Origin of the sequence: Planococcus wigleyi, from assembly GCF_014836985.1 — a bacterium.
Taxonomy (GTDB): Bacteria; Bacillota; Bacilli; order Bacillales_A; family Planococcaceae; genus Planococcus; species Planococcus notacanthi.
Genome location: NZ_JACSPU010000003.1, coordinates 489,110 through 512,757, shown reverse-complemented (window position 1 = coordinate 512,757; position 23,648 = coordinate 489,110). Strand labels below are relative to the sequence as shown.

At 45.9% G+C, this 23,648-nt stretch carries 22 protein-coding genes; 9 read left to right on the top strand and 13 right to left on the bottom strand.

Annotated elements, in window-relative coordinates:
• Positions 1-82: 82 nt before the first annotated feature.
• The 7 genes from H9630_RS11240 to H9630_RS11210 all read right to left on the bottom strand — a co-directional run bounded on the left by H9630_RS11240 (position 83) and on the right by H9630_RS11210 (position 6,755).
• Positions 83-1,597, bottom strand: a complete 1,515-nt coding sequence (locus H9630_RS11240; RefSeq protein WP_191715572.1) for a DEAD/DEAH box helicase — start codon at positions 1,595-1,597, stop codon at positions 83-85.
• A gap of 334 nt (positions 1,598-1,931) precedes the next feature.
• Positions 1,932-2,630, bottom strand: a complete 699-nt coding sequence (locus H9630_RS11235; RefSeq protein WP_191715609.1) for an alpha/beta hydrolase — start codon at positions 2,628-2,630, stop codon at positions 1,932-1,934.
• Between the two features lie 86 nt (positions 2,631-2,716).
• Positions 2,717-4,075, bottom strand: coding sequence for a UDP-N-acetylmuramoyl-tripeptide--D-alanyl-D-alanine ligase (locus H9630_RS11230; protein WP_191715571.1), 1,359 nt, complete (start codon positions 4,073-4,075; stop codon positions 2,717-2,719).
• A 13-nt stretch (positions 4,076-4,088) separates the two neighbouring features.
• Complete coding sequence (locus tag H9630_RS11225) at positions 4,089-5,159, bottom strand: D-alanine--D-alanine ligase (protein ID WP_191715570.1); 1,071 nt, start codon at positions 5,157-5,159, stop codon at positions 4,089-4,091.
• Between the two features lie 73 nt (positions 5,160-5,232).
• Positions 5,233-5,550, bottom strand: a complete 318-nt coding sequence (locus H9630_RS11220) for a DMT family transporter (protein WP_191715608.1) — start codon at positions 5,548-5,550, stop codon at positions 5,233-5,235.
• On the bottom strand, positions 5,550-5,897 hold the full coding sequence (locus H9630_RS11215; protein WP_191715569.1) for a DMT family transporter: 348 nt from the start codon (positions 5,895-5,897) through the stop codon (positions 5,550-5,552). The genes H9630_RS11220 and H9630_RS11215 overlap by 1 nt, the downstream gene beginning before the upstream one ends.
• Before the next feature lie 87 nt (positions 5,898-5,984).
• Complete coding sequence (locus H9630_RS11210) at positions 5,985-6,755, bottom strand: hypothetical protein (RefSeq protein ID WP_191715568.1); 771 nt, start codon at positions 6,753-6,755, stop codon at positions 5,985-5,987.
• A 159-nt stretch (positions 6,756-6,914) separates the two neighbouring features.
• Here H9630_RS11210 and H9630_RS11205 point away from each other — a divergent pair, with 159 nt between their 5' ends.
• The gene (locus H9630_RS11205; protein ID WP_191715567.1) at positions 6,915-8,096 is read left to right on the top strand and encodes an FtsW/RodA/SpoVE family cell cycle protein; all 1,182 of its coding nucleotides are present in this window, start codon (positions 6,915-6,917) and stop codon (positions 8,094-8,096) included.
• A gap of 30 nt (positions 8,097-8,126) precedes the next feature.
• On the opposite strand, the gene H9630_RS11200 is transcribed toward H9630_RS11205, so the two are convergent.
• The gene (locus H9630_RS11200; RefSeq protein ID WP_191715566.1) at positions 8,127-8,267 is read right to left on the bottom strand and encodes an Lmo0850 family protein; all 141 of its coding nucleotides are present in this window, start codon (positions 8,265-8,267) and stop codon (positions 8,127-8,129) included.
• A gap of 233 nt (positions 8,268-8,500) precedes the next feature.
• Here H9630_RS11200 and H9630_RS11195 point away from each other — a divergent pair, with 233 nt between their 5' ends.
• From H9630_RS11195 to H9630_RS11180, 4 genes are all read left to right on the top strand, one after another.
• On the top strand, positions 8,501-8,824 hold the full coding sequence (locus H9630_RS11195) for a metal-sensitive transcriptional regulator (protein WP_191715565.1): 324 nt from the start codon (positions 8,501-8,503) through the stop codon (positions 8,822-8,824).
• 16 nt (positions 8,825-8,840) lie between these two features.
• The gene (gene copZ / locus H9630_RS11190; protein WP_191715564.1) at positions 8,841-9,062 is read left to right on the top strand and encodes a copper chaperone CopZ; all 222 of its coding nucleotides are present in this window, start codon (positions 8,841-8,843) and stop codon (positions 9,060-9,062) included.
• 76 nt (positions 9,063-9,138) lie between these two features.
• Entirely contained in the window at positions 9,139-11,526 is a 2,388-nt protein-coding gene (locus H9630_RS11185) for a heavy metal translocating P-type ATPase (protein ID WP_191715563.1), read from the top strand.
• A gap of 113 nt (positions 11,527-11,639) precedes the next feature.
• Complete coding sequence (locus H9630_RS11180) at positions 11,640-12,821, top strand: MFS transporter (protein WP_191715562.1); 1,182 nt, start codon at positions 11,640-11,642, stop codon at positions 12,819-12,821.
• 557 nt (positions 12,822-13,378) lie between these two features.
• On the opposite strand, the gene H9630_RS11175 is transcribed toward H9630_RS11180, so the two are convergent.
• The 3 genes from H9630_RS11175 to H9630_RS11165 all read right to left on the bottom strand — a co-directional run bounded on the left by H9630_RS11175 (position 13,379) and on the right by H9630_RS11165 (position 16,293).
• Positions 13,379-13,699: a DUF5658 family protein gene (locus tag H9630_RS11175; protein ID WP_191715561.1), complete on the bottom strand. Its 321-nt coding sequence runs from the start codon at positions 13,697-13,699 to the stop codon at positions 13,379-13,381.
• A 350-nt stretch (positions 13,700-14,049) separates the two neighbouring features.
• Positions 14,050-14,907, bottom strand: coding sequence for an SDR family oxidoreductase (locus tag H9630_RS11170; RefSeq protein ID WP_191715560.1), 858 nt, complete (start codon positions 14,905-14,907; stop codon positions 14,050-14,052).
• A gap of 93 nt (positions 14,908-15,000) precedes the next feature.
• Positions 15,001-16,293, bottom strand: a complete 1,293-nt coding sequence (locus H9630_RS11165; RefSeq protein ID WP_191715559.1) for an MFS transporter — start codon at positions 16,291-16,293, stop codon at positions 15,001-15,003.
• 115 nt (positions 16,294-16,408) lie between these two features.
• Between H9630_RS11165 and H9630_RS11160 the strand changes: the two genes are divergently transcribed.
• Positions 16,409-17,632, top strand: a complete 1,224-nt coding sequence (locus tag H9630_RS11160; protein ID WP_191715558.1) for a helix-turn-helix domain-containing protein — start codon at positions 16,409-16,411, stop codon at positions 17,630-17,632.
• Positions 17,633-17,645: 13 nt separating this feature from the next.
• Here the strand turns inward: H9630_RS11160 and H9630_RS11155 are convergent, their stop codons facing one another.
• Together H9630_RS11155 and H9630_RS11150 are read right to left on the bottom strand one after the other, a co-directional pair.
• Positions 17,646-19,199 (bottom strand): aminotransferase class V-fold PLP-dependent enzyme, encoded by a 1,554-nt coding sequence (locus H9630_RS11155; RefSeq protein WP_191715557.1) that lies wholly within the window; start codon positions 19,197-19,199, stop codon positions 17,646-17,648.
• Positions 19,200-19,216: 17 nt separating this feature from the next.
• A complete protein-coding gene (locus H9630_RS11150) occupies positions 19,217-20,332 on the bottom strand; it encodes an NAD(P)/FAD-dependent oxidoreductase (RefSeq protein WP_191715556.1) in 1,116 nt (371 codons plus the stop codon).
• Between the two features lie 170 nt (positions 20,333-20,502).
• Between H9630_RS11150 and H9630_RS11145 the strand changes: the two genes are divergently transcribed.
• From H9630_RS11145 to H9630_RS11135, 3 genes are all read left to right on the top strand, one after another.
• Entirely contained in the window at positions 20,503-21,348 is an 846-nt protein-coding gene (locus H9630_RS11145) for an MBL fold metallo-hydrolase (protein ID WP_191715555.1), read from the top strand.
• A gap of 256 nt (positions 21,349-21,604) precedes the next feature.
• A complete protein-coding gene (locus H9630_RS11140) occupies positions 21,605-22,867 on the top strand; it encodes a glycosyltransferase (protein ID WP_191715554.1) in 1,263 nt (420 codons plus the stop codon).
• Positions 22,830-23,531 (top strand): HAD-IIB family hydrolase, encoded by a 702-nt coding sequence (locus H9630_RS11135; RefSeq protein ID WP_191715553.1) that lies wholly within the window; start codon positions 22,830-22,832, stop codon positions 23,529-23,531. Before H9630_RS11140 ends, H9630_RS11135 begins: the two co-directional genes overlap by 38 nt.
• Positions 23,532-23,648: the final 117 nt, after the last annotated feature.

The window sequence follows — 23,648 nt, the reverse complement described above, 5'->3', positions numbered from 1 at the left end:
TTGTACATGAAATTTGGACAGCAAAAAAGGGCGCATGCCCAAACAGTTTCCTGTTCTGCATACACCCTTGAAATAATCGGTATTAAGATTCGCTGCGGCGAGTTGTACGTCCTGGACGTCCGCCACCGCTTCCGCCTTCACGGCGACGGCTTGCGCCTGAGCTTGCTCCACGGCTTGAAGATGGGCGTGCTGATGAAGAACGGTTGCCTTTATAGCCGCCGCCTCCGCCACTGCGTCCGCTTCCGCCTTTACCTTTATATCCGCCGCCTCCGCGTGATGGCAAAGGACGTTCTTCGGAAATAGAGACTGGAACATCTTCCGGTTCTTTAGTCATTGTTTTAATTGCAGCAGCAACTAAGTCAACAGCGTCAAAGTTTTCCAGCATTTTAGCCGCAAATTCACGGTAATCGCCTAGATTGTTTTTCTCTGTCATTTCTTGCAATTGCTCCATAGCAACGCGTTTTTGGCCAAGTACAGCCTCATCAGCAGTTGGAGGAACTAAAGCTTCCATTTTTTTCTTAGTTGTACGTTCAACGATGCCCAAGTAGCCCATTTCACGAGGTGTTACAAACGTGACTGCGACTCCTTTTTTACCTGCACGGCCAGTACGGCCGATACGGTGAACATAGCTTTCAGGATCTTGTGGAATATCAAAGTTGTATACGTGTGATACGCCTGAGATATCCAGTCCACGAGCTGCTACGTCTGTTGCAACTAGGATGTCGATTTTGCCTGCTTTGAACTGTTTCAAAACTGACATACGTTTTGCTTGGCTCAAGTCGCCATGAATTCCTTCTGCAAGGTATCCACGGATGTTCAAAGCTTTAGCTAATTCGTCAACACGGCGTTTTGTACGTCCGAAAATGATTGCCAGTTCAGGCTGTTGAACATTCAAAAGACGTGAAAGAATGTCGAATTTTTCGCGTTCTACTGATTTAACATAGAATTGCTCAATGTTTTCAACAGTCATTTCTTTTGATTTGATTTTAACGATTTCAGGAGTTTTCATGAATTTCTCTGCAATACGGCGGATTGCATCCGGCATAGTCGCTGAGAACAACAATGTTTGGCGAGTATCAGGAACACTTGCCATGATTGTTTGAATGTCTTCGATAAAGCCCATGTTCAACATTTCGTCTGCTTCGTCAAGGATCAATGTGTTTACATTATCCAATTTAAGAGTACGGCGGTTGATATGGTCTAATAGACGTCCTGGAGTACCAACGATAATTTGCGGGCGGTTTTTAAGTGCACGGATTTGTCGGCTGATTTCTTGGCCGCCGTATACTGAAAGAATACGCACGTTTTTATCTTGGCCCAATCTGTAAAGTTCTTCAGAAACCTGGATTGCCAATTCGCGTGTTGGTGCGATGATCAATCCTTGAACATTACCGTCTTTAGTGTCGATTTTTTCAATCAAAGGAATCCCGAAAGCGGTTGTTTTACCAGTACCGGTTTGTGCTTGTCCAATGATGTCCTTGCCTTCCATTCCAAGACGGATTGTGCCCTCTTGAATCGGTGTTGCTTCTTCAAACCCCATACGTTTTACGGACTTTAAAGTTGTTTCGCTGATATTTAACTCTGAAAATTTAACCAAATTTTTTCAATCTCCTTTTGTCTTCATCTTATTTACAAATGGTGTACATTTTAGATGAATTAGTGACAAGGTCGAGCCTTTATGAGGAAGTTTCACGTCGAAAATCATACTCTGTAGTTTTAAGTCAGAGGGGATGTGTGAACAGGAAAAGCTCGGGCTTTGCCGAGCGGTCTGATCGGCGGGTGTTTGATGCCCTATCTATAGAACAAACCGTTTTGCTCAAAAAAATACTCTTCACAGGGAAGAGTGTTTCAAAAATGTATCCATTGCTTTCAAAAGAATAACACGTATCCCCTCTATTTGCAATCAATACACAAAGGTTCTAATAATCAGTTTAATCTGCGCCTTTATTCATAAACTCCAAAACTTCTCTAAACCAATCGTCGCAATCATCGCTGTAGCAGATCAGATGCTTCCCCGTTTCCGAGTGGATCATGTGTTTTTCAGCCGACCCGATATGATCGTAGATGAAATCCGCTGCTGAAGCCGGGACAACACTATCCTTGCCGCCTTGGACAATACAAACCGGAACTTTGATCTTATCGTAATAGGGCTGGACCATCTTTACTACACGCAGAAATTCGACAGCTGAACTGATGGGCGTATTCATCAGCTTGTATTCGTAAAGATGAAAAGATGCATTTTCCGCAATTTTTCCGGCTAGCACATCTCTCATAGCATCCTGCACTTCTACAAAAATTTGCGCCGGACTAATATATTTGGCAGCGGCACTCAGCAGGACCAGCCGGTCCACCTTGTAGCGCATCGCCAAATACATAGCGATCAACCCGCCCATCGAGAATCCGACAACAATAATACGATCCGCGACTTTCTTCAATCTTTTTAACGCAAGTTCCGCTTCCATCATCCAGCTTTCAGCTGAAATGCTCTTTAATGCCAGCTTTTCACCATGCCCTGGAAGCGTCGGTATTTCTACGATCCAATCGGTTTGATCAACCAAAAAATCAGCAAATGGTTCAACTTCAAACGGACCTCCTGTAAAACCGTGGATACAAAGAACGCCGGTCTTCAAATCATTTCCCTCTTTTCGCTGCTTGCCCATAGCTAATGGAGCAGGCTGCGCTTTTTTATTCGCCATCAACGGCATTGCTGCAGACATTATTGAGCAGTAAACGGTTCAATGACATTCTCCAAAGCCATGCCACGCGAGCCTTTCACTAAAATGACCGCATCATTATTGATGTATTTTTTCAAAAAGTCGACAATCGGTGCGTAATCATTTTCGCTCCAGATCAATTTGCCTCCATAGACAGGCTTCAACTCATCGTAAAGCCACTTCATACGTGGGCCATACAAACAGACACCTTTTAAGTTATCGGAAATGTATTTACTGAGCCCTTCGTGATAGCTTTGCTCGTCATCTCCAAGTTCAAGCATATCGCCAAGGACAATCCATTTTTTATCTTTCATCGTCGTTTCGCGAATGAAATTCAAAGCTGCTTTCATTGATGAAGGTGCAGCGTTATAAGCATCATTTATAAAAATGGCGCCATTGTCCGCTTGGATCATCTGCATACGCATATCCGTCAATACCGCATCCTTCAAGGATTTACGAATTTGTTCTTCTGACAATCCAGCTTCCAGAGCGATCAAAATGGCTGCTAAGGTGTTTTTCACCTGGTGCTCACCTAAAACCGGAATTGTGAAAGCTGCATCTATAATTCCGCTCACCATAAAGCTGCTGCCATTTTCGGTAGCTTTGATGTCCGTCACCGTCAACTCGTTATTGTCATCGAATCCGAACGAAACGCCTTGGGGGAAGTCTTCCATAAACGGCTTCAGCAAAGGCTCATCGCCGTCATAGAAAAGCTTTCCATGCTGTTGAAGCCCTGCAGTGATTTCGAATTTTGCTTCTGCAATGCCTTCACGCGATCCCAAGTCCTGCAAATGCGCCTCACCGATGTTGGTGATGATTGCATAATCAGGTCGAGCTAATTCAGATAAGAATTCTATTTGCCCTTTGCCGCTCATCCCCATTTCCAGAACGGCGACTTTCGTGTCTTCGTCCAATGACAGGATGGTAAGCGGCAAACCCAACTCGTTATTGAAGTTGCCTTGTGTTTTTTGCACTTTGAAATAAGGTTTCAAAACGCTTGCCACCAAATCTTTTGTCGATGTCTTGCCGTTTGAACCGGTGATTCCGATTACGATCGCCGACAGCTCGTCGCGGTATGCGCGGGCCATTTCCTGCAACGCAACTTCGCAATCATCGACAAAAAGCAAAGGCAGATCATCCGGTGCTCCTGGTTCATCACGTTGCCACAGGGAAGCAGACGCCCCCAGTTCGATGGCTGAACGGACGTATTTATGCCCATTCACTTGTTCGCCACGGAAAGGAATGAACAGATCACCCGGTTTAAGTGTTCTTGTGTTGATCGAAACCCCTGTAACGTCCAGACCTTTTAAATTCGTTTTGATATCCAGCCATTTGGCTACTTGCTCAATCTTTTTTTTCATTTGGCTTCTCCACTCAATCTATTTTAACTTGAAGTAATTGTTTTTCTTCGTGCCGTTCAATCGCCAAAGAAACGAGGCGTTCGATTAATTGTGGATACGGAAGCCCCGTATTCTCCCATAGCAACGGGAACATGCTGTAAGGCGTGAAGCCTGGCAATGTATTGACTTCATTGATCAGGATTTCATTGGCCTCTGTCACAAAAAAGTCCGCACGGACAAGTCCTGAACAATCTAAGATCTTAAAGGCTTTTTTAGCATCTTCTTCCAGCTTCGCATAGACCGTTTCGTCCAATTCAGCTGGTATGACCATCGCCGTATTGCCATCTTTGTATTTTGCCTGGTAATCATAGAAAGCTTTCAATGGTTTGATTTCGCCGGCTACTGAGCATTCAGGCTCGTCGTTTCCAAGTACGCCAACTTCGATTTCACGGGCAACCACGCCCTGTTCCACCACGATTTTACGGTCATACTTAAGCGCTTCTTTGACTGCAGCAACCAATTCTTCCCGGTTATCCGCTTTGCTGATTCCGACACTCGACCCCAAATTCGCAGGTTTGACGAAAACCGGCCAAGCCAGTTCCGCTTCTACTTTCTCTACCCAAAAATCCTGATTCGTTTCCCAGTCTCTTCTAATAAAGTACACATAAGGAGTCTGGTTCAAACCTGCCTGCTCGAACAATTGCTTCATCACTACTTTGTCCATACCAGCCGAAGAAGCCAGGACACCGTTTCCGACGTAAGGAAGATTCATCACTTCCAGCAATCCTTGAACAGTGCCGTCCTCCCCGTTCGGTCCATGCAATAAAGGAATAATGACATCCAATGCTTTATCGCTTTGCAATGGAAGGAAGCTCGAAATGTCATTCGGCTTGGAAAGATCGCCAGCCAATTGAAGCTGTTCAATCGTTTCCGCCATTTTTTCAAGGCGTTCCCCTTTTCTCCATTCGCCGTCATGCGTAATGTAGATTGGGTAAACTTCGTACGCATCAAAATCAAGTGCTTTTGTAACTGCCAAGGCTGTGGACAGAGAAACTTCATGCTCTGCCGATTTGCCTCCATATAATAAACCAATTCTTTTTTTCATCAAAGAAACCTCATTTCATTTTCCATATTGCTTAGTTTATCACGAACCTACGGTGACTAATAATTTTTTCCTGTCAGCCGCCGAATATTTTCAGACCGGCTACACCTGCAATGATGCAGGACAGGAAAAACATTTTCGCCGGTTGCCGGCTTTCTTTAAAGAACAGCATGCCGACCAAGACACTGCCCGCCGCTCCAATGCCGGTCCATACAGCATAGCCTGTCCCCAATGCAATCGTCGTCAAAGCGAGGGACAGCAAATAAAAGCTGAGTGCACCAGATAAAATGGTCAAGACTGTATAGAATTTCACTTTAAAACCATCCGATAATTTCATTGTGGTGACAAAAGCCACTTCAAATAATCCAGCGGCAATCAAAATCAACCAAGCCATCATGATTCCACGCCCTTACCGGAAGCTTCTTTTCCATCCATTACCTTTAAACCGATGATTCCGAACAGCAGCAAGCCTAAAAAGAACAGCTTTTCCAAACTTGCATTCTCATCAAATAACCAAATGCCGAGAACCGCCGTGCCTGCAGCCCCAATGCCTGTAAAAACCGCATAAGCTGTACCGATGGGAATGGTCTTCATGGCTATAGCGAACAGCAGAAAGCTGATGACAATAAAAATCAATGTGACAATAGAAGGAACAACATTGGTAAAACCATCAGCCAGTTTCAAGCCGATCGCCCAAATAATTTCCGTTATCCCTGCAATCATAAGGTAAATCCAAGCCATCTAATTGCCTTCTTTCATTTGCAGATTACGTTTTCTCTGACCGCGGGCTTATTGTCAGCCCAAAAAAATAATACCTGTTTCCAGGTATCATTGCCACACTTTCTGTTTTCTGTCATAAATGATTTTTCGCGAAATCCCTTGTTTGGTGTATTCCTCGATGTCGGACCAGAATTCATCCAAAAAGGAAATCTCCTCGACCGGCCGGATATGCAACTCGATTGTATTTTTTGTTTTTTCGGGGTCCACCAATGAAATGAGTACGCCTTCTCTGTAATTCTTTTTCAAGGATTTCAGGATGTCGGTAGGCAATTCAGGAATCAGGTCTTTTGATTTTCGGCGCCAAAAATTTTGTCCGTTTTCTTCGCGCCGAATCAAATACGTAAAATAATTTCCGACAAGCTCATTCAGGCGTTCTAAATTGCGGAAGTATATTTTTGTGGTTTCTTCTTCTTCGCTGGACAGATAGACAAATTCATTTTGCAGCGTGGCATAGAACGGCGATTTAACCGGTTCTTTTTTATGGCCGATATACAGCAATTCCGCTTGTTCTTGAGGCGTCAGGGAGTTCAATTGTTTTTCGTTTTTAAAATCGACCCAGCAGAACTCGCTTTTTTTGTTTGCACGTGCTTTCCGCAGCTGCCCAAACTCTTCTTGCGTAGCAAATTCCATATGGGTATGCATGTTGAAAGAGGCATCTTCATACGGGTGCTTCAACAATAACAGGTTTTTAGGCAATTTCATGGCGTCCAAAAAATGGGCGAAGGTAAGTCCACTGAATAAGGCAAAATGATCGGATTCGTTCAAATAAATATATAAATGCTGTATGTAAGCATCCGCGTTCAGCGGTTTCTTCACCATATCCCCACCTCCATTCCATTTTCTATTATACGTCCAAAATGAGTAAATATGAAACATCTCTGCTCTAATTGCGTCATTACTTTTGTCATGCGCATATTACAGATTTATACGTTATAATATAGTGCGACTCATAATAATAAAAAGTACAGGTGAAAATACATGCAAACTAACAAAAGCTTCACCGACCGAATCGATTGGTCGCTGGCTTTCATTTTATTCCTCTTCTTCATCGTCAGTTTAGTGGCTATTTCTTCTGCCCAGACTTCAGGGCAATATTTAACGAATTTTGTTCCGCGACAAGCTTTATTTTACATTATTTCTGTGGGCATGATTGGCGTTTTAATGTATTTCGATCCTGAACAATATAAGAAAATGGCTTATTATTTATACGGCTTCGGCATCTTGCTGCTGATCCTGTTGATGATATCGCCAGACGGTGTCGGTCAGATCGCCGAACCGGTCAACGGCGCCAAAGCATGGTTCCATACGCCATTCGTCAATATCCAGCCAGCGGAGTTCATGAAAACCTTCTATATATTGGCATTGGCAAAAATGATTTCTTCCCATCACGAGCAAAACCTGCTGAAAACCATCAAATCCGACTTTTATTTACTCGGAAAAATCGCTCTTTGTGTAGGGATTCCGCTCGGTTTTATCCTGCTTCAGCCCGACCTTGGTACTGCACTCGTGTTTATTGCCATTACATTGGCTATCGTCGTTGTTTCAGGAATCTCCTGGAAGATCATTGTACCAAGTTTCGGAGGAGTCGCGGTCATCGGCGGATTACTGTTATGGATGACCATCAACGCACAAGACTTCCTGTCCAATGCTTTTGGGTTAAAACCTTATATGTTCGAACGAATTTATACGTGGCTTGATCCCTATTCCTATGCGGAATCCGGTGGATATAACCTGATTGCTGCGATGAATGCCATCGGTTCAGGAGAAGTCTTCGGCAAAGGCTACCAAGGGCGCCAAGTTTATGTTCCAGAAAACCATACGGACTTTATCTTTACTGTTATATCGGAAGACTTCGGATTTATCGGAGCCAGCGCAGTGATTATCCTGTTCTTCATGTTGATCTATCATTTGACCAAAATCACCTTGCAGTTTAAAGATACATTCAGCACTTATGTATGCGCAGGAATCATCGCCATGGTGACGTTCCACGTATTCCAAAACATCGGAATGACTATCCAGCTTTTGCCGATTACAGGAATTCCTTTGCCTTTTATCAGTTACGGAGGCAGTTCATTGATCGGGAATATGCTGGCGCTCGGAATTGTCTTCAGTATGAAGTTCCATCATAAGAACTATATGTTCGATAAAAATAAAAAATAAAAAACTCCGACGCCGTGCGTCGGAGTTTTATTATTGTTGAGACTGCGCTTGAATCGGTTGAGGCAAGGCAATCGCTTTTATTAATTCCACGCGAGATTTTGTGATTTTTGCTTGGATTCCCAGTTTCGATAAATTTGAAACAATGCTGCGAACATCTACATTTTTCGCCATCCATATCACCTCTTTGTCATTTCTAGTACTTATAAAGACGTATTTCAAACTGCCATGTTTCACAGGCAGAAGTATTATTATTGACTTTTCTGTGTCTATGCATATAATACCATCATTTCAGGATTTTAAACTTATCATTTTGATGACAAATAATAAGGATGTGTAAATCTCTTGATTCACATACCCCTGTGAGGTATAATCGAATTAGAAATTAAGTATGGGAGGATCTTCAGATGAGCGAATTGATCGAAGAAACCATTGCACTCGATGCATCTTGCCGAAAAAGCCATCATCCTCCTTCTGTGAAACGCGATTTGACCACTCGGCTCAATCGTGTGGAAGGCCAGATCCGGGGCATAAAAGGTATGATAGATAAAGATGTTTATTGTGATGATATCATCACGCAGCTCGCGGCTACTCAGTCAGCATTGAACAGTGTCACGAAAGTGCTGCTTGAAGGCCATCTAAAAGGCTGTGTCAAAGATCGCCTTGAAAATGGCGAAGAAGAAGTTTTGGACGAACTGTTAGTCACGATTCAAAAAATGATGCGTAAATAACAAGGAGGAATTCACTTTGAAAGAACAAATCAACTTGCAAGTCAGCGGCATGTCATGCCAACATTGTGTCAGCTCAGTAAAAGACAGCGTGATGGCATTGCCAGGAATCGATAAAGTAGAAGTTTCTTTGGAAAATGGTTCAGTAGATATCGCTTATGACGCTTCCGCAGTGGAAGTTAGCCAAATTGCAGAAGCAATCGAAGATCAAGGATACGATGTAGCTACTTTAAGTGAATAACTGCGGAAACGCGGTTATTTTTTTGAAAATAATATACCCCCATTAGGTATATGCCGATGGAAAAGGTGGGATTGTGATGAGTACTAAACAAACGGAAGTGGCCATTACCGGTATGACCTGTGCTGCCTGCGCCAACCGCGTAGAGAAAGGCCTCCAAAAATTACCCGGCGTTTCAGCAGCCAGCGTCAATTTTGCTACCGAAAAAGCATCTGTAGTCTACGATGATGAACAGGCCTCGATGACCGATATGCAGAAGAAAGTGGAGCAATTGGGCTATGGTGTCCAACAGGAAGAAATCGATTTTTCAATCCAAGGCATGACGTGCGCCAATTGTTCTGCCCGCATTGAAAAAGTATTGAATAAAATGGAGGGCGTTCAACTGGCCAACGTTAACTTGGCAATGGAAACCGGTCATGTTTTGTATAATCCCGGCACCGTCACTCCAGAAGATTTTGTTAAGCGGATCCAATCGCTCGGCTATGACGCAGTCCTTAATCAGGAAAGCGATGAAGCAACGGACCATAAACAACAGGAAATAAAAAAGAAAACCCGTTTGTTCTGGATTTCAGCTGCCCTCTCCTTTCCATTGCTGTGGACCATGTTCAGCCATTTCTCTTTTACATCCTGGATGTATGTACCGGATATCCTCATGAATCCACTCGTGCAGTGGGCGTTGGCTACACCAGTCCAATTTTGGATAGGCGCTTCTTTCTATAAAGGTGCGTATTTTGCTCTAAAAAACAAATCAGCAAATATGGATGTCCTGGTCGCACTCGGAACATCCGCTGCTTACTTCTATAGCGTCTACCTGGTTTTAGCCAATTGGAATATGGGCCATAATATGGGATTGTACTTCGAAACCAGCGCTGTCCTGATCACGTTGATCATTTTAGGAAAAGTTTTTGAAGCAAGAGCTAAAGGACGTTCTTCCGATGCCATTAAAAAGCTGATGAAGCTGCAGCCGCAGCATGCATTAGTTGAACGCGGCGATGATTTCATCAGTTTGCCGATTTCCGAAGTTAAAACTGGAGACATCCTGCTGATTAAACCGGGTGCATCCATCCCGGTTGATGCCGCCGTCCTTTCCGGCAACTCAGCTGTTGATGAATCCATGTTGACCGGTGAAAGCTTGCCGGTCGATAAGGAACAAGGCGATGCCGTCTTTGCGGCCACCGTTAATTCCAATGGTTCTTTGCGTGTACGTGCCGATAAAATTGGAAAAGATACCGTCTTGTCAAACATCATCCGCGTCGTCGAACAGGCGCAAGGTTCCAAAGCACCAATCCAACGGCTCGCTGATCAGATTTCCAGCATCTTCGTTCCGATTGTTGTGGGAATTGCCATTATCACGTTCATGGTTTGGTATTTCCTAGTTGCACCCGGCAATTTTGCGGCTGCCCTTGAAAGCACCATTGCAGTGCTGGTCATCGCCTGCCCTTGCGCACTTGGTTTGGCAACACCAACTTCAATCATGGCGGGATCCGGACGAGCTGCTGAACAAGGCGTTTTGTTTAAAACAGCCGAATCCCTGGAAAATACGAAGCATATCGATACCATTGTCTTGGATAAAACAGGCACCATCACCAATGGCCGTCCAGTGGTAACGGACTTTATCCCAGCAGATGGATTTGATCTGGAAAACTTAAAAAACCTGGCAGCCAGTGCCGAAAGCCAATCTGAACACCCTGTAGCTCAAGCTATTTCCGAATTTGGCGAAGCTAACTTGAATGTCGATTCTTTCAAAGCGGTGCCCGGACACGGCATCCGTGCTGTGGTTAGTGGCCATGAAGTGGTCATGGGCAATCGCCGTTTGATGGACGGGCATGCAGTAGATGAAACCAAAGCTGAAGCGATGGAACGGGATGGCAAAACCGTTATGTTCATGGCAGTTGATGGACAGTATGCCGGCTTGATCGCCGTTGCTGACACCATCAAGGAAACAGCGAAGCAAGCGATTCAGGAAATGAAGAACATGGGACTTCACGTGGTCATGCTTACTGGAGACCAAGAACGGACAGCTTTAGCCATCGCCAAACAAGTCGGAATCGATGAAGTATTTGCCGGCGTCCTGCCTGCCGAAAAAGCGGATGTCGTTTTGAAACTCCAAGGCCAAGGCCGCCGCGTCGCCATGGCAGGCGATGGATTGAATGATGCTCCTGCGTTAGCAAGCGCTGATGTCGGCATGGCGATGGGCACAGGAACAGCCATCGCCATGGAAGCTGCTGATATTACTTTGATGCAGGGCGATTTATTGAGAGTGGTCGATGCGGTACAGATGAGCCGGTTGACCGTCCGGAATATTAAACAGAACCTATTCTGGGCCCTTGCTTACAACACCATCGGCATCCCGATTGCCGCAGCCGGTTTTCTGGCTCCATGGCTTGCTGGTGCAGCGATGGCGTTCAGTTCCGTATCGGTTGTCATGAATGCTTTGCGCCTCCAGCGGGTAAAATTGAATAAATAATGATGAAGCGCTAAGAGGCCCAGAAATGGGCCTCTTTTTTATGTCATTGTCCTAACGTTGAAACAAGGGTAAAATGAGGGCATATTCTTTTGAGAAAGCAGGAATTCCTTATTATGAAAAAAACTATTCTACTTCTGATGTCTGTCCAGTTTTTCGTTTACCTGGGATTCGGCATTATCATACCTATTTTACCCGAAGTCATCGTCCAGCAAGGATACTCGGAAATTCACGTTGGTGGCTTGATCACTATTTATGCGTTGTCTTCCTTTTTCACAGCGCCGCTTTGGGGCAAGCTATCTGATAAAACCGGCCGCAAGAAACTGATTCTTCTAGGCTTGGCCGGATTCAGCTTGAGCTTCTTCCTGTTTTCGCTTTTTCTTGATAACCTCGTGCTGCTTTATGCTTCACGAATTGTCGGCGGTCTGTTCTCTGGCGCACTGTATACAGCTGTTACCGGTTATGTAGCAGATATCACAACAAATGAAGAGCGCAATAAATACATGGGCCTGCTTGGCATGTCCATTGGCCTCGGCTTTATTTTCGGACCTGCAATCGGCGGTCTGCTGGGAGCCGTGTCGCTGTCCTTGCCATTTACGGCTTCCGCAGTTCTGATCTTATTGCTGATGGGTTATGCGAGCCTGGTTTTAAAAGAACCGGTCCGCAAAGGTGAAGCGGTGAAGCGTGCCCTTTTGCCCAAAGGCTCCAGTACGCTTTGGCAATTCCGCATCCGTTATCTGTTCCTGTTTTCTTTCATGGTGACGTTTCTGCTCGCGGGATTGGAATCGACTTTTCAATTATTTCAAATCGATCAAATTGAAATCACGCCGCTTCAACTTGGTTATTTGTTTATGGCCAGCGGATTTGTGGATGCTGCCATCCAAGGCGGTGTCGTTCGCCGCATTAAAGACGGCACCGAAACGAAATGGATCATCGGCGCACAAGTCGTCACCGCTCTTGGATTGGTGATTCTTCCCTTTACCAGCAGCCTGGTCTTTGCCGGTGTTGCACTCAGTATCTTTACGGCTGGAAATGCGTTGGCACGGACAGCATTAGTATCGTTGACGTCAAAAGAATCGGGCGGCAAATACGGCACAGCTGCAGGCATGACGTATTCCATGGACAATCTCGGCCGCATCATCGGCCCGTTGTCCTTCACCTGGCTCTTGACCATCCAAGCTGGCAGTATCTATTATCTGTCTGCAGCTCTCGCCCTGGCCAGCATTCTCTTGATTGTTCTCTACAAAGCTTCCAATAAAACTTTGCGCACGACCGAAAAAGCCGGCGCCCCTGTTTAAATGGACAGCCGCTTTATTTACCACAATAAAGAAAAGGCGTCGCTTTCCGCGACGCCTGAGCTTGTAGACAAAAGAATATTTATGTTATTTCTAGAATGAATAGCCGAACGGGCATCGTTATGCCGGATCCTGCGCTCCAGACGGACGCTTTCCGCGGACGAAGCGCTGAGCCTCCTCGTCGCAAGCTCCTGCGGGGTCTCATCACTCCGTTCTTCCGCAGGAGACGCCGCCTTGCGCTACGGATCTTTGTATGAAGGAGTTATCAAGTTTATTGAGACGATGGTTTGCGGATCCTGACTAGCAAGCCCTTTTCTTTGATTGGAGCTGCACGTCCCCGATCGGGCTGGCCACCGAGACTCCTGTGGGACAGCGGAAGCTGAAGACCCCGCAGGAACGCAGTGACGAGGAGACTGAAGCTGAGCCCACGGAACGCGAAGTGGCCGGACCGGTTGGGGGGTATGCACCACTATTCATTTTGTAAAGACTTTGTCTTCAGTCTGAGGCGTCGCTTTCCGCGACGCCTTTTTTTATGTTCAATAGCTAGCGGATCTGATCTGTCAGGTAAATAAAATCAATAGCCAGAATAAATGAAGAAGGAGTATGAGGGAGTAAAGTGTATTGACTAAAATGAGGGTGTAGCGCCAGTTGCGGGATTGTATGCGGACAAACGGTGTATACAGAAAGCCGAATAGGCACAGGGACAACAGGAATTTAGTCACCAGGAGAGCCAGTGGAGAAAAGGAAGCCAGCAGTGGGTTGGCCTCTGTAATGGCGCCAAAAGAAAGGCCCATATACGTCAAAAAGCCATCAAGGAAATTCAAAATCACCAAACTCCAAATATGCTTTTTCAACGGCGTACTCCGCTCTTCCGTCCCCATACTCGACACCTCCCCTTTTTAACCGGCTGTGTATCCTTAGTAATGGGCTACCCACAAAAGAGGTGTTCTAGACAATAATCATAGGTATTTAATAATATATATTTTCGGTTTTGATAGATTCTAAAAAGAAGCGCATAAAAATAGGTCTGCATCTGAGAAGATGCAGACCTATTTTTTTATACGGTGCTTATAGTGGGCGGAGCTGTGCGGCAGCTTCCGCTTTTCTTCATTGTCCAGACTCCAGCTGCCAGCTCCTCGGGTCGTAAGCCACTCTGGCTATGCGGCAAAGTACGCCGCTTCGCCAGATCGTCTTACGCCTGTCGGAGCTGTGCGGCAGCTTCCGCTTTTCCTTAGTAAGGTGATCCTCCGTTTATGTGCAGGACCTGGCCAGTTACGTAAGAGGAGTCGTCGGATGCCAGGTAGACATAGCCGGGCGCCAGTTCGTCCGGTTGTCCCGGGCGCTGCATCGGCGAGTCGCTGCCAAACCCTTCTACCGTTTCTGCATCAAAAGATGCCGGAATCAGCGGGGTCCAGATAGGTCCCGGCGCTACGGCATTGACTCGGATTCCTTCTTTTACAAGTGAGCCTGACAACGCGCGTGTAAAAGCCAGGATGGCTCCTTTGGTCGAGGAATAATCGATCAACGTCGGCTCTCCGCGAAAAGCTGTAATGGATGTCGTATTGATAATGGATGCGCCAGCCTTCAGATGATCCAGTGCGGCTTTTGTCAGGTGGAACATACTGAATACATTGGTGCGGAATGTCCGCTCTAACTGCTCGGCAGTAATATCCTTCAAAGATTCCTGGACATGCTGTTCTGCTGCGTTATTGACCAGGATATCCAATTTTCCGAATTCATCGACCACTCTTCCGACCGCTTCTTGGCAGAAGGATTCATCTCCCAAATCTCCTGAAATCAACAGGCAACGGCGTCCTTCCTGTTCGACAAATTTCTTCGTCTCTTCAGCATCCTCGTGTTCATCCAGATAAGCAATTGCCACATCTGCTCCTTCTTTAGCGAAAGCAAGCGCAATTGAACGGCCGATTCCGCTATCGCCACCGGTTATTAAAGCTGTCTTATTCGGCAGCCGCTGTGCCTGTCCGGCCAAATTTCCTTTAAAATCAGGTTTCGGCTCCATTTCCGATTCAAATCCCGGTTGCCGTTCCTGTTCCTGCGCGGGTATATTTTCAGGTTTATTTTTCTCCATTTTATCCCTCCAACTATTTATTTCAGATTGTTTTACGTTTTTCCCTTATTCTTACAAAATAAACCTGCCAATAAAAAACCAGAACTTCTGTTTTCACAGAGGTTCTGGCTGATTTGAAAGATTCTTTTGCAGCTCCGGATGGGCTTCCTTAAGAACGGACGGGCGCATCAAGTATCCGGTTAACACAATAAGGCAAAAGCTGCTTGCCCCTACCACATATTCTGCCGGCACCACATCATACAGCAAGCCGAATAAAAGATAACCGAGCGGCATCATAGCCATCGCCATCGATTCGAGAATGCCGAAAACACGACCGCGGTATTCCTCATCCACATCTTTCTGCATCATGACACCAATCGGCGTGTTGACAAACACGTTTGTCATACCGAAAGTCAGCATGAGCAACAGGAAATAAACGACCATTACCCCATAGGACATGCCAACAATTAAAGGAATTGCCATCCCCGCAAGCAACACGGACATCCCCAGTATTCCCCTCTTAGCAAACAGCAAAGGAAATCTCACTTCCTTGCTGATTGAAAAATAGATGGAAGCTGCCAGCATCCCTACTGCGATCATCGCTTCAATCATCCCAAAATGCGTGGCTTTTACATTTAATTGCTGAACTGCGATAAAGGGCAAACCGATCATCATAGAGGAGAAAAAGAAATTGATGCCAATAGCAACCGTTACAATAACGGTTATGACGCGATTGGATTTTAAATAAGAGAATCCTTCTTTCATTTCTGTCATCATGGTCTTTGTCGCTTCGCCTACTGCTCGTTCAGCGCGGACGGTGTACAACTTGAAGTTCATTGTCGACTCCAGCAGAACCGCAATCGCATAAGCTGACACTTGGATCATTAAAAAGACATTCATCGAAACAAATCCAAAGAGCATGCCACCGACCACCGGCCCACCGATTGCAGCGATGGAAATCGCTGATTGGTTAAAGCCCATTGCCCGTTGGATTCGGTCTGGGTCAATCAGATTGGCGATTGAAGAAGAAAATGTGACACCGGTAAACATAGAACTGATGGACAGCAGCGCAGTCGTTGTGTAAATGGCCGTCAGTGATAAGCCATTCAGCAGGCTGTAAATGAGCAATCCTGCAACTGACAGCATACTGACCACTTGAGACAGAACGACGATGGTTTTTTTCGAATACTTATCCGCGGTGTACCCTGCAAAAGGCGCCAGTAGCGATCGCGGCAAAATGCTGCAGATCAAATTAATCGCGAAACTCGCAGCTGATCCAGTTAACGCCAATACGTATAAACTGATGCCAAATGCGTAGACAGAACTGCCGAATGTCGAAATCAACTTGCTGGCTGTAAACGTATACAGATGATAACTTGCTTGTTTGATGCGTGCTGCCTCATTCATTCTTTTCCACTCCCCAGTGAAAGTTTAATTTAATTAAACAAAATATAACACGAGAAAACTAGCATTGCAATAAAAAGTTTAATATAATTAAACTATCGAAAGGACAGGTGAGTTAATGGCTACTTTGGGTGAACGCATCCGAAATTTACGCAAACAAAGAGGATTAACACTGCAGGCTCTGGCAGGCGACCAGCTGACAAAAGGCATGCTGAGTTTGATTGAAAACAATAAGGCAAACCCTTCCATGGAAAGCCTTGCTTATATAGCTGAACGCTTGGAAGTGGACCGAAACGAATTGCTGGCAGACATTCCGACCCATGAATTGCGAGATTTATTAAAAGAGATTGAACAACTTTATACGCAAGAAATGATCAGCAATGAGCTGATCATAAAGTACAAAAAAATTGCCGGCAAAATAAAACCTTATATTGACAAACTGCCTTTTCGCTACGAATCTGCACGGCTCCTTGAAATCTACAGCCGTTGCAGCTACCATACCAAGCAGAATGATTGGCAAATCCCTTTAGCACAGGCTGAAGAAATTTACGAAAGCCTGCACATGATCAATCAAAGTGCTGACCTTTACATTTTCCGGGCATTAATGGCTTTCACAGAACATCGCTATAAGGAAGCCCTGACCATCATCCAGGAATCCCGGAGCACTTTTGAAGAACGCACCGGCATGTTGGATCCCTTGAAGAAATTGGATTTTGATTATTACGAGTCTATTCTTTACTCAGCTGTCGGAGATGGAGAAAACTCGAAACGTTTAATGGAAGAAGCCATCACTTACTCCAAAGAACAACAGCTGTTTTACCGAATTGATGCGCTTTATCGCTTGGCTGGGTTTCAGGCTATCTTGAACGGAGATATCGTCAATAAGGATTTCTACATTTCCAAGCTTCGCCTGTTCGCTGATTTTACCGATGACGAAGAAATCAACGCGGTTGCGGATGCCCTTGAAATCCATTACCTGAATTCTTTTGCTCACGACTACGAAAAAGCCATGGCTTTAGTTGAAAAGAACTTGGAAAAACATCCGGAAGACAGCATCTTTTTATTCGCATTGGAAAAAGGAAAAGCCTTGTACGGGCTTGAACAGTTCGAAGATGCTTTGATATGGCTGAATAAACATAAGCTTTGGGAGTTCTTGCACCACCCTTATGATTTATCGGTTCATTATGAAAAAGACGCTTATCTGGCACTGGTTTATGCAGAGCTTGGCCAAAATGAATTGGCGCTAAAGCATGTCACAATCGCTAAAGAGCTGATCCAGCCCATGCCCGATTCGCCACACAAAACGCTCATCCTGAAAGTCTATGAGCAAATGACCGCATAGCAAAAGCCCGCCATCAACTATGGCGGGCTTTTGCTGTTGTATGATAACGCTGATAACAATCGTGGAATTCCAGGAACTGCGCCCAGTCTTTTTCAAATTCCGGCTGGATGCAGGATACCTGGAAAAGACCACGTTCCCTCAAATAACCACTTGCTGAATGAAGCTCAAATCCTGATAAATGGGCATCCTGAGCCAAAAATTCAGTGTTGGTTGTTGTCTGGAAAGTCCGGGATGTCGGGTAACCGGCAGCCAGCACAGGCCATTCCTTTGTATCTGCTTCCAGCTGCCTGAAGCGCCGCTCCAAAAGCTCCCAGCGCAAGGGGTAAGCGCCTAATGCCCGCTTCAGGCTTTCCAGCAAACTGGCAGGAAACGTAAACGGAATATTGGCGAAATAAAGTCCCAAATCCAAATAGCTCGGCAAGTTGGGATCCGGTTGAATCTCATGGTGGGCAAAGACGATGGCGATTCCACTCATTGTTCCGATGGCCTTGCCGCTTGCCGCGGTCGCCATCCAGACATTTTCCAACGAAAATGGCAATGCGCCAAAACTGCTGATACAGTCCAGACATAGCCGGATCTTCTGCTGTTTACAGACATTCGCCAACCGACGAAAATCGTTCAGTTGGCCGGTTGAGGTTTCACCATGAACCATCAGCACCCAGCCATACCCTTCCGCACCCAGCTGTTCCGCTATCATGTCAAAATCAAATGCCTGGCCCCAGACTTCTTCCTTCACTTTAAAATCCAAGTTGAGGCGTTCTGCCTGATTGGCCAGTCTCCTGCCAAATTCCCCGTTTACCAGAACCAGACCTTTAGCGTCCAGCCGCTTGATTTGTGAAAGCATCGCTTCATTGGCCAAGGTTCCGCTTCCAGCGAGCAAATAAGGCGTCGAGCCTGCCATGCCATAGAGCAAGCGGTCCACTTCCTTCCGAATGTTGTGGAAAGCCGCTGACCGGTGGGAAACCGGCGGTTGTTGAAAAGGTTCCCCCAGCTGCGCAGTTAATGCGACAGGTCCAGGGACGAACAACCGGCGTTTCACCTGCAGCCTTGCTGCGACAGAAGCGTTGTATTGGCTTACAGTGGTGACCATTGGAATAAAGATGGCTTCACCCTTTCCAACCGGATCCGCAAATGGCCGAAAACCCAATTGGCCATACAGCTTCAATTGCCGAGTCGTTCCGGAAATGACTGCCGAGTCAAAGCCCAGCTCCAGGCAGAAATCGGATAATGCGCTGGCTAAAAGGAAAAAGACACGGCCGTTGCGGTGTTCTTTACGGACTGCCAATAGGCGAATTTCACAGATGCGGCCGACGTCCGGCAACAATGCTTCAACTTTCCCGATTTTCAGATCCAGAGAAAAAGGACGCTCAGAACGCAGCGCAATCATACCCACAAGGTCCGTCCCCGACAATACAATCAGGTAGGTGTTCTGCTCATGGAAAGGATCGGTGCGCATACCACTGGCTTCCTTCTCATGTTGGGGAATTTCTTCGACAAAGGTTTCATAATTCAGGCGTGCAATCTCATCGAATTCAGCTTGCGTCCGGGCAATCTTGCACCAATACATAGCTGTCCGCCCCCTTTTCAGCTCTTGATTGCTTCTTCTACTTGATAAAGACTCAAATCGATATCAACAGGTTCCCCCAGCATCAGCTTTGCCAGTTGTCCTCCCAGGTAAGGTCCAGCGGTCAACCCTGAAGCTCCCAGACCATTGGCTGCAAAAAAGTTGGGCTGTCCCGGCACTCGTCCGATAAAGGGCAAGGCACTTGTCGTTGCTGGGCGGAAGCCTGTAGCCGCTCCCGCGATTTCAGTCCCCGCAAGCCCTGGAGCTGCTTCCAATGTTTTATCGAGAATGTGGTGCATGCCGCCTGCCGTCAATTTCTCATTAAAACCGGCGCCATTTTCATGTGTGGCTCCTGCCACGATTCTTCCGTCATCAAAAGGGACGATGTATTGGCCGTAAGGAACCATTGCAACCGGCCAGTTGCCGGTCGGCTGTCCTTCCGCCTGCAAATGAAGGATTTGGGCTTTCTGAGGAACAATGTCCAAATCCAACCCCAAAGGCTTGAACAAGTCAGCTGCCCAGGCGCCTCCTGTTGAAGCGACCCGATCTACCAGCAAACGTTCCCCGCCTATGGTGACCCCTATCACCTGTGATTCTTCGATAAGCAATTCCGCATTGCCTGTCAGGCGTCGCGCTCCCAGTTTTACAGCTGCTGAAATCAACGCATCGCGAATGGCATGGCCATCGACACGTGCGGCACCGCTGACCCACAACGAACCATATTCTTCCGTTGCAAATGGAAAGAGCTCTCTTGTTTCATCCGGCGACAACCGCTGGATGTCCCCCATTTCCGGTGCATCTACACGCCGTTCATGAGCTTTTTGCTCCATCTTATCCAGCTTGCTGTCTTCATGGATACTGACGATTCCCACTTGCTTATAACCCGTATCCGTTTCCCCTAAAGCTTCCAGCTCACGAATCAGTTCCGGATAATATTTGGCACCGCCCTTTGCCAGTCCGTACCACGCTTTGTTTCGCCGTTGCGAAATCCATGGACAGACAATTCCTGCCGCCGCTCCCGTAGCTTGCCCTTTGTCGCCCCGATCTATCAATAGTACTTGTGCTCCGGCTTTAGCCGCATGATATGCAGCAGAAGCCCCTAGTATTCCTGATCCAATAATAATCAATGATTTCATTTAAACACCCAGTTTCACAAAGACTTGTGTCTTCATTCTAATCCAGTAAGCAAGGAGACTCAAACCTATTCCATGAATTTGTCCGTCAACGGATTCAAATGTTAGTTTTTGGGGTAAAGCTTAACATACTAGAAAGTAAACGGAAGTTTTTAAGAGGAGGAATCAGTCTTATGGAAAGAAGTTCAGCAACTGAAAGCATTTTGCCTATGACGTCCATTCGAAGCGGATCGGGAATCGAAATGACCCCTGATGTTTACTGCTATACCGTACAAATCGCGAATGTCTTCTTTATCGGCAACCCCGAAGTCAGCAACGAATGGGTATTGGTCGATGCAGGCATGCCGCATTCCGCAAAAAAAATCCTCAAGGCGGCAGAGAACCGCTTTGGGCCTGACCATCAATTGAAAGCCATCATTTTAACCCATGGCCATTTTGATCATGTCGGCGGACTGATTGATATTCTGGAACAGTACAAAGTACCGGTTTACGCACATCCGCTTGAATATTCGTATTTGAAAGGCATCACCGACTATCCACAGCCTGATTCGTCTGTGGAAGGTGGCATGGTCGCAAAAATGTCGAAGATGTTCCCCGTTAAGGCCATCGATATCACGGCCCACCTTCATGAATTGCCTTCAGATGGCAGTGTGCCGGGTATGTCTGGCTGGCAATGGATCCATACGCCTGGCCATTCAGAAGGACACGTTTCCTTGTTCCGGGAACAAGGTCGCGTTCTGATTGCTGGAGATGCTTTTGTAACGGTTAAACAGGATTCCCTCTACAAAGTGATACGCCAGAAAAAAGAAGTTCACGGTCCCCCGGTCTATTTAACGACAAATTGGCGTGCTGCTTGGGAATCTGTCTGCAAACTGGCGGACCTCCAACCGTCTATCGCAGCAACTGGGCACGGCAAACCAATGAAAGGGGCGGCACTCGCCAAAGGATTGGTTTCACTCGCGGAAAACTTCCAGAAGACAGCGGTGCCTGCTTACGGAAAGTATGTCCATACAAAATAAAGAAAGTCTGTTACAGAGAGAAAAAAGGAATATCCCATGGAGCCATAGATTTAGTCAGTTATAGAAACAGCGCCATTCAATTTCCAGCAAAAAACAGCGAGATTAACCCTCTGCTGTTTTTTGCTGATTTTCATGTTATCTTAAAAAAAGGAAAATTCGAAATACGATGTTTAACATTTATTTAATACGGGTATAACAGTAAAGCAGTCTCTGTTTTATTAGGGACATCAGGACGATGAAAAGGAGTTGAGCTCTGATGAGTAAAAAAGCATTATTTATTTCGGATCATGGCGATCCACTGGCTAAGTTAGGCGGAAAGCAAGCCGGCGGCCAAAATAATTACGTAAAACAACTAGCACTTGCATTAGAAGATAAAGGTTGGCAGGTAGATGTAGCAACTCATTGGTGCGATTCCTCAGCACCTCAAATAGAAGAATTCGGAAATTCATGCCGCGTCATTAGACTTGAGGCTGGACATAGAGGATTCGTTTCTAAGGACGAAATGTATTCTATGCTCCCTGCTTTTTACGAAGAGTTGAAGAGCATGGTAGATATTGATTCTTATGACATTGCCCATACCCATTACTGGTTATCAGGACTAATCGGGAAAAAATTGAAGAAAGACTTCGGTCTGCCTTATGTGCATACTGCGCATTCACTCGGCTGGGCAAAAGAAAAAGCAACGGGAGTCCATGACCAGCGCCGCATCAATGCGGAAAAAGCAATTTTAAAAAATGCTGATCAGGTCTTGGCCACTACCAACAACGAAAAGCAGCTGATTAAAAGATTTGTTGATTCTCCTTCTCCCATCAAAGTTATCCCCATCGGAGTGGACCAGGCATTTAAAGTGCGTGGCAACCGGGCGCATTTGCGCAAAAAATTTGGCTACAGCAATCCCCTCTTTGTCTTTGCCGGAAGATTGGAAGTAACCAAAGGCATTTTCACTTTGTTAAAAGCTTTTCAGTTGTTGGTGGAAAAAAATGATTCTTCTAATACTCCACATCTGGTTATTGCAGGAGGAGATGCAGAAGCTATTGACCTGGAAACTAAAATGCCTAGAGATAAAAAATTACGGGAAGCCGTTAGAGGCATCGAAGACATGGTAGAATTCATCGGGCCACAGTCTCAGGAACAGTTGGCGTTGCTATTCAATTCAGCTACAGCTACAATCGTACCAAGCTTCTACGAATCGTTTGGAATGGTTGCCGCGGAAGCCCAGGCTTGCGGCAGTCCGGTGATTGCATCAGATGTCGGCGGTTTGAAGAATGTTGTCCAAAACGGCGTTACCGGCTTACTGGTCGAAACAGAAAACGAAATCGATTTGGCGATCGCCATGGGTGTTTTATCAGCAAATACTCTTTTGACTGAACGTTTAAGCCGACAAGCGGTACAAATAGCCCGTAAAGACTTTGATTGGGACTCAATTTCCAATCGGATAAATTCATTGTATGAGGTGATCATTGGTGCACGGAGCAACGCATTTGTTAGCAACAGATTTGGACGGGACGCTGGTCGGTGATAAAGGCAATTTAAAAGCATTGCTGGACTTCTACGACAGCCAGACCTACAAGGTTTCACTGGTTTACATTACTGGGCGCTATTATGAATCCGCCTTGTCTTTGATAAAAGAAGAGAATTTACCAGTTCCTCACGTACTGGTTACAGACGTCGGGACTGGCATTTACACAGGCCAATCATTGGAAGCAGATTTGGAATGGGCAGAACAGCTGAAGGAAAGGTGGCAGCCTGAAAAAGTAAAGGAGATCGCCAAGCGCATACCTGGGCTGACTCCCCAAGATCTTCCTTTAACTAACCGCTGTTCTTATATCACGTCCGATTCCGCTATTGTGGAAGCATTTCGCTCAGCACTGAATAGAGCCGAAATTCCACATAAACTCGTTTACAGCGGCGGCCGCGATGTCGATGTTCTTCCTCCAGGAAGCGGAAAAGGACAAGCCCTTCAATATATTCTGGACAAATACCAACTAGCCGAATCCAAATTGCTGGTAGCTGGTGATTCCGGAAATGACGTTGAAATGCTCACGATGGGTTTTCCATCTGTCATCGTCGGGAACGCTCAACCGGAATTGCTTGCACAAGCAGAACATCCATTCATTTACCGAGCCAAAGAAAAATATGCAGGAGGCATCTTGGAAGCCTGGAACCATTTCCATACCGACTGACCTTTCCCCTTACGAGCATGAAAAATGTGTTCAAAGGGGCTATTTTTTTATTCAAAAGTTGGCGTTTATGGGTAATCGTTTGTTTTTTCGCCTGTATGGTTTATATTTAGTAGGAAG

Coding starts and splice junctions, on each gene's coding strand:
- H9630_RS11230 (WP_191715571.1), bottom strand. CDS start 4,075: ATGAAAAAAAAGATTGAGCAAGTAGCCAAATGGCTGGATATCAAAACG.
- H9630_RS11150 (WP_191715556.1), bottom strand. CDS start 20,332: ATGAAATCATTGATTATTATTGGATCAGGAATACTAGGGGCTTCTGCT.
- H9630_RS11155 (WP_191715557.1), bottom strand. CDS start 19,199: ATGTATTGGTGCAAGATTGCCCGGACGCAAGCTGAATTCGATGAGATT.
- H9630_RS11180 (WP_191715562.1), top strand. CDS start 11,640: ATGAAAAAAACTATTCTACTTCTGATGTCTGTCCAGTTTTTCGTTTAC.
- H9630_RS11160 (WP_191715558.1), top strand. CDS start 16,409: ATGGCTACTTTGGGTGAACGCATCCGAAATTTACGCAAACAAAGAGGA.
- H9630_RS11140 (WP_191715554.1), top strand. CDS start 21,605: ATGAGTAAAAAAGCATTATTTATTTCGGATCATGGCGATCCACTGGCT.
- H9630_RS11210 (WP_191715568.1), bottom strand. CDS start 6,755: ATGGTGAAGAAACCGCTGAACGCGGATGCTTACATACAGCATTTATAT.
- H9630_RS11205 (WP_191715567.1), top strand. CDS start 6,915: ATGCAAACTAACAAAAGCTTCACCGACCGAATCGATTGGTCGCTGGCT.
- H9630_RS11170 (WP_191715560.1), bottom strand. CDS start 14,907: ATGGAGAAAAATAAACCTGAAAATATACCCGCGCAGGAACAGGAACGG.
- H9630_RS11175 (WP_191715561.1), bottom strand. CDS start 13,699: ATGGGGACGGAAGAGCGGAGTACGCCGTTGAAAAAGCATATTTGGAGT.
- H9630_RS11145 (WP_191715555.1), top strand. CDS start 20,503: ATGGAAAGAAGTTCAGCAACTGAAAGCATTTTGCCTATGACGTCCATT.
- H9630_RS11185 (WP_191715563.1), top strand. CDS start 9,139: ATGAGTACTAAACAAACGGAAGTGGCCATTACCGGTATGACCTGTGCT.
- H9630_RS11200 (WP_191715566.1), bottom strand. CDS start 8,267: ATGGCGAAAAATGTAGATGTTCGCAGCATTGTTTCAAATTTATCGAAA.
- H9630_RS11195 (WP_191715565.1), top strand. CDS start 8,501: ATGAGCGAATTGATCGAAGAAACCATTGCACTCGATGCATCTTGCCGA.
- H9630_RS11215 (WP_191715569.1), bottom strand. CDS start 5,897: ATGGCTTGGATTTACCTTATGATTGCAGGGATAACGGAAATTATTTGG.
- H9630_RS11225 (WP_191715570.1), bottom strand. CDS start 5,159: ATGAAAAAAAGAATTGGTTTATTATATGGAGGCAAATCGGCAGAGCAT.
- H9630_RS11165 (WP_191715559.1), bottom strand. CDS start 16,293: ATGAATGAGGCAGCACGCATCAAACAAGCAAGTTATCATCTGTATACG.
- H9630_RS11220 (WP_191715608.1), bottom strand. CDS start 5,550: ATGGCTTGGTTGATTTTGATTGCCGCTGGATTATTTGAAGTGGCTTTT.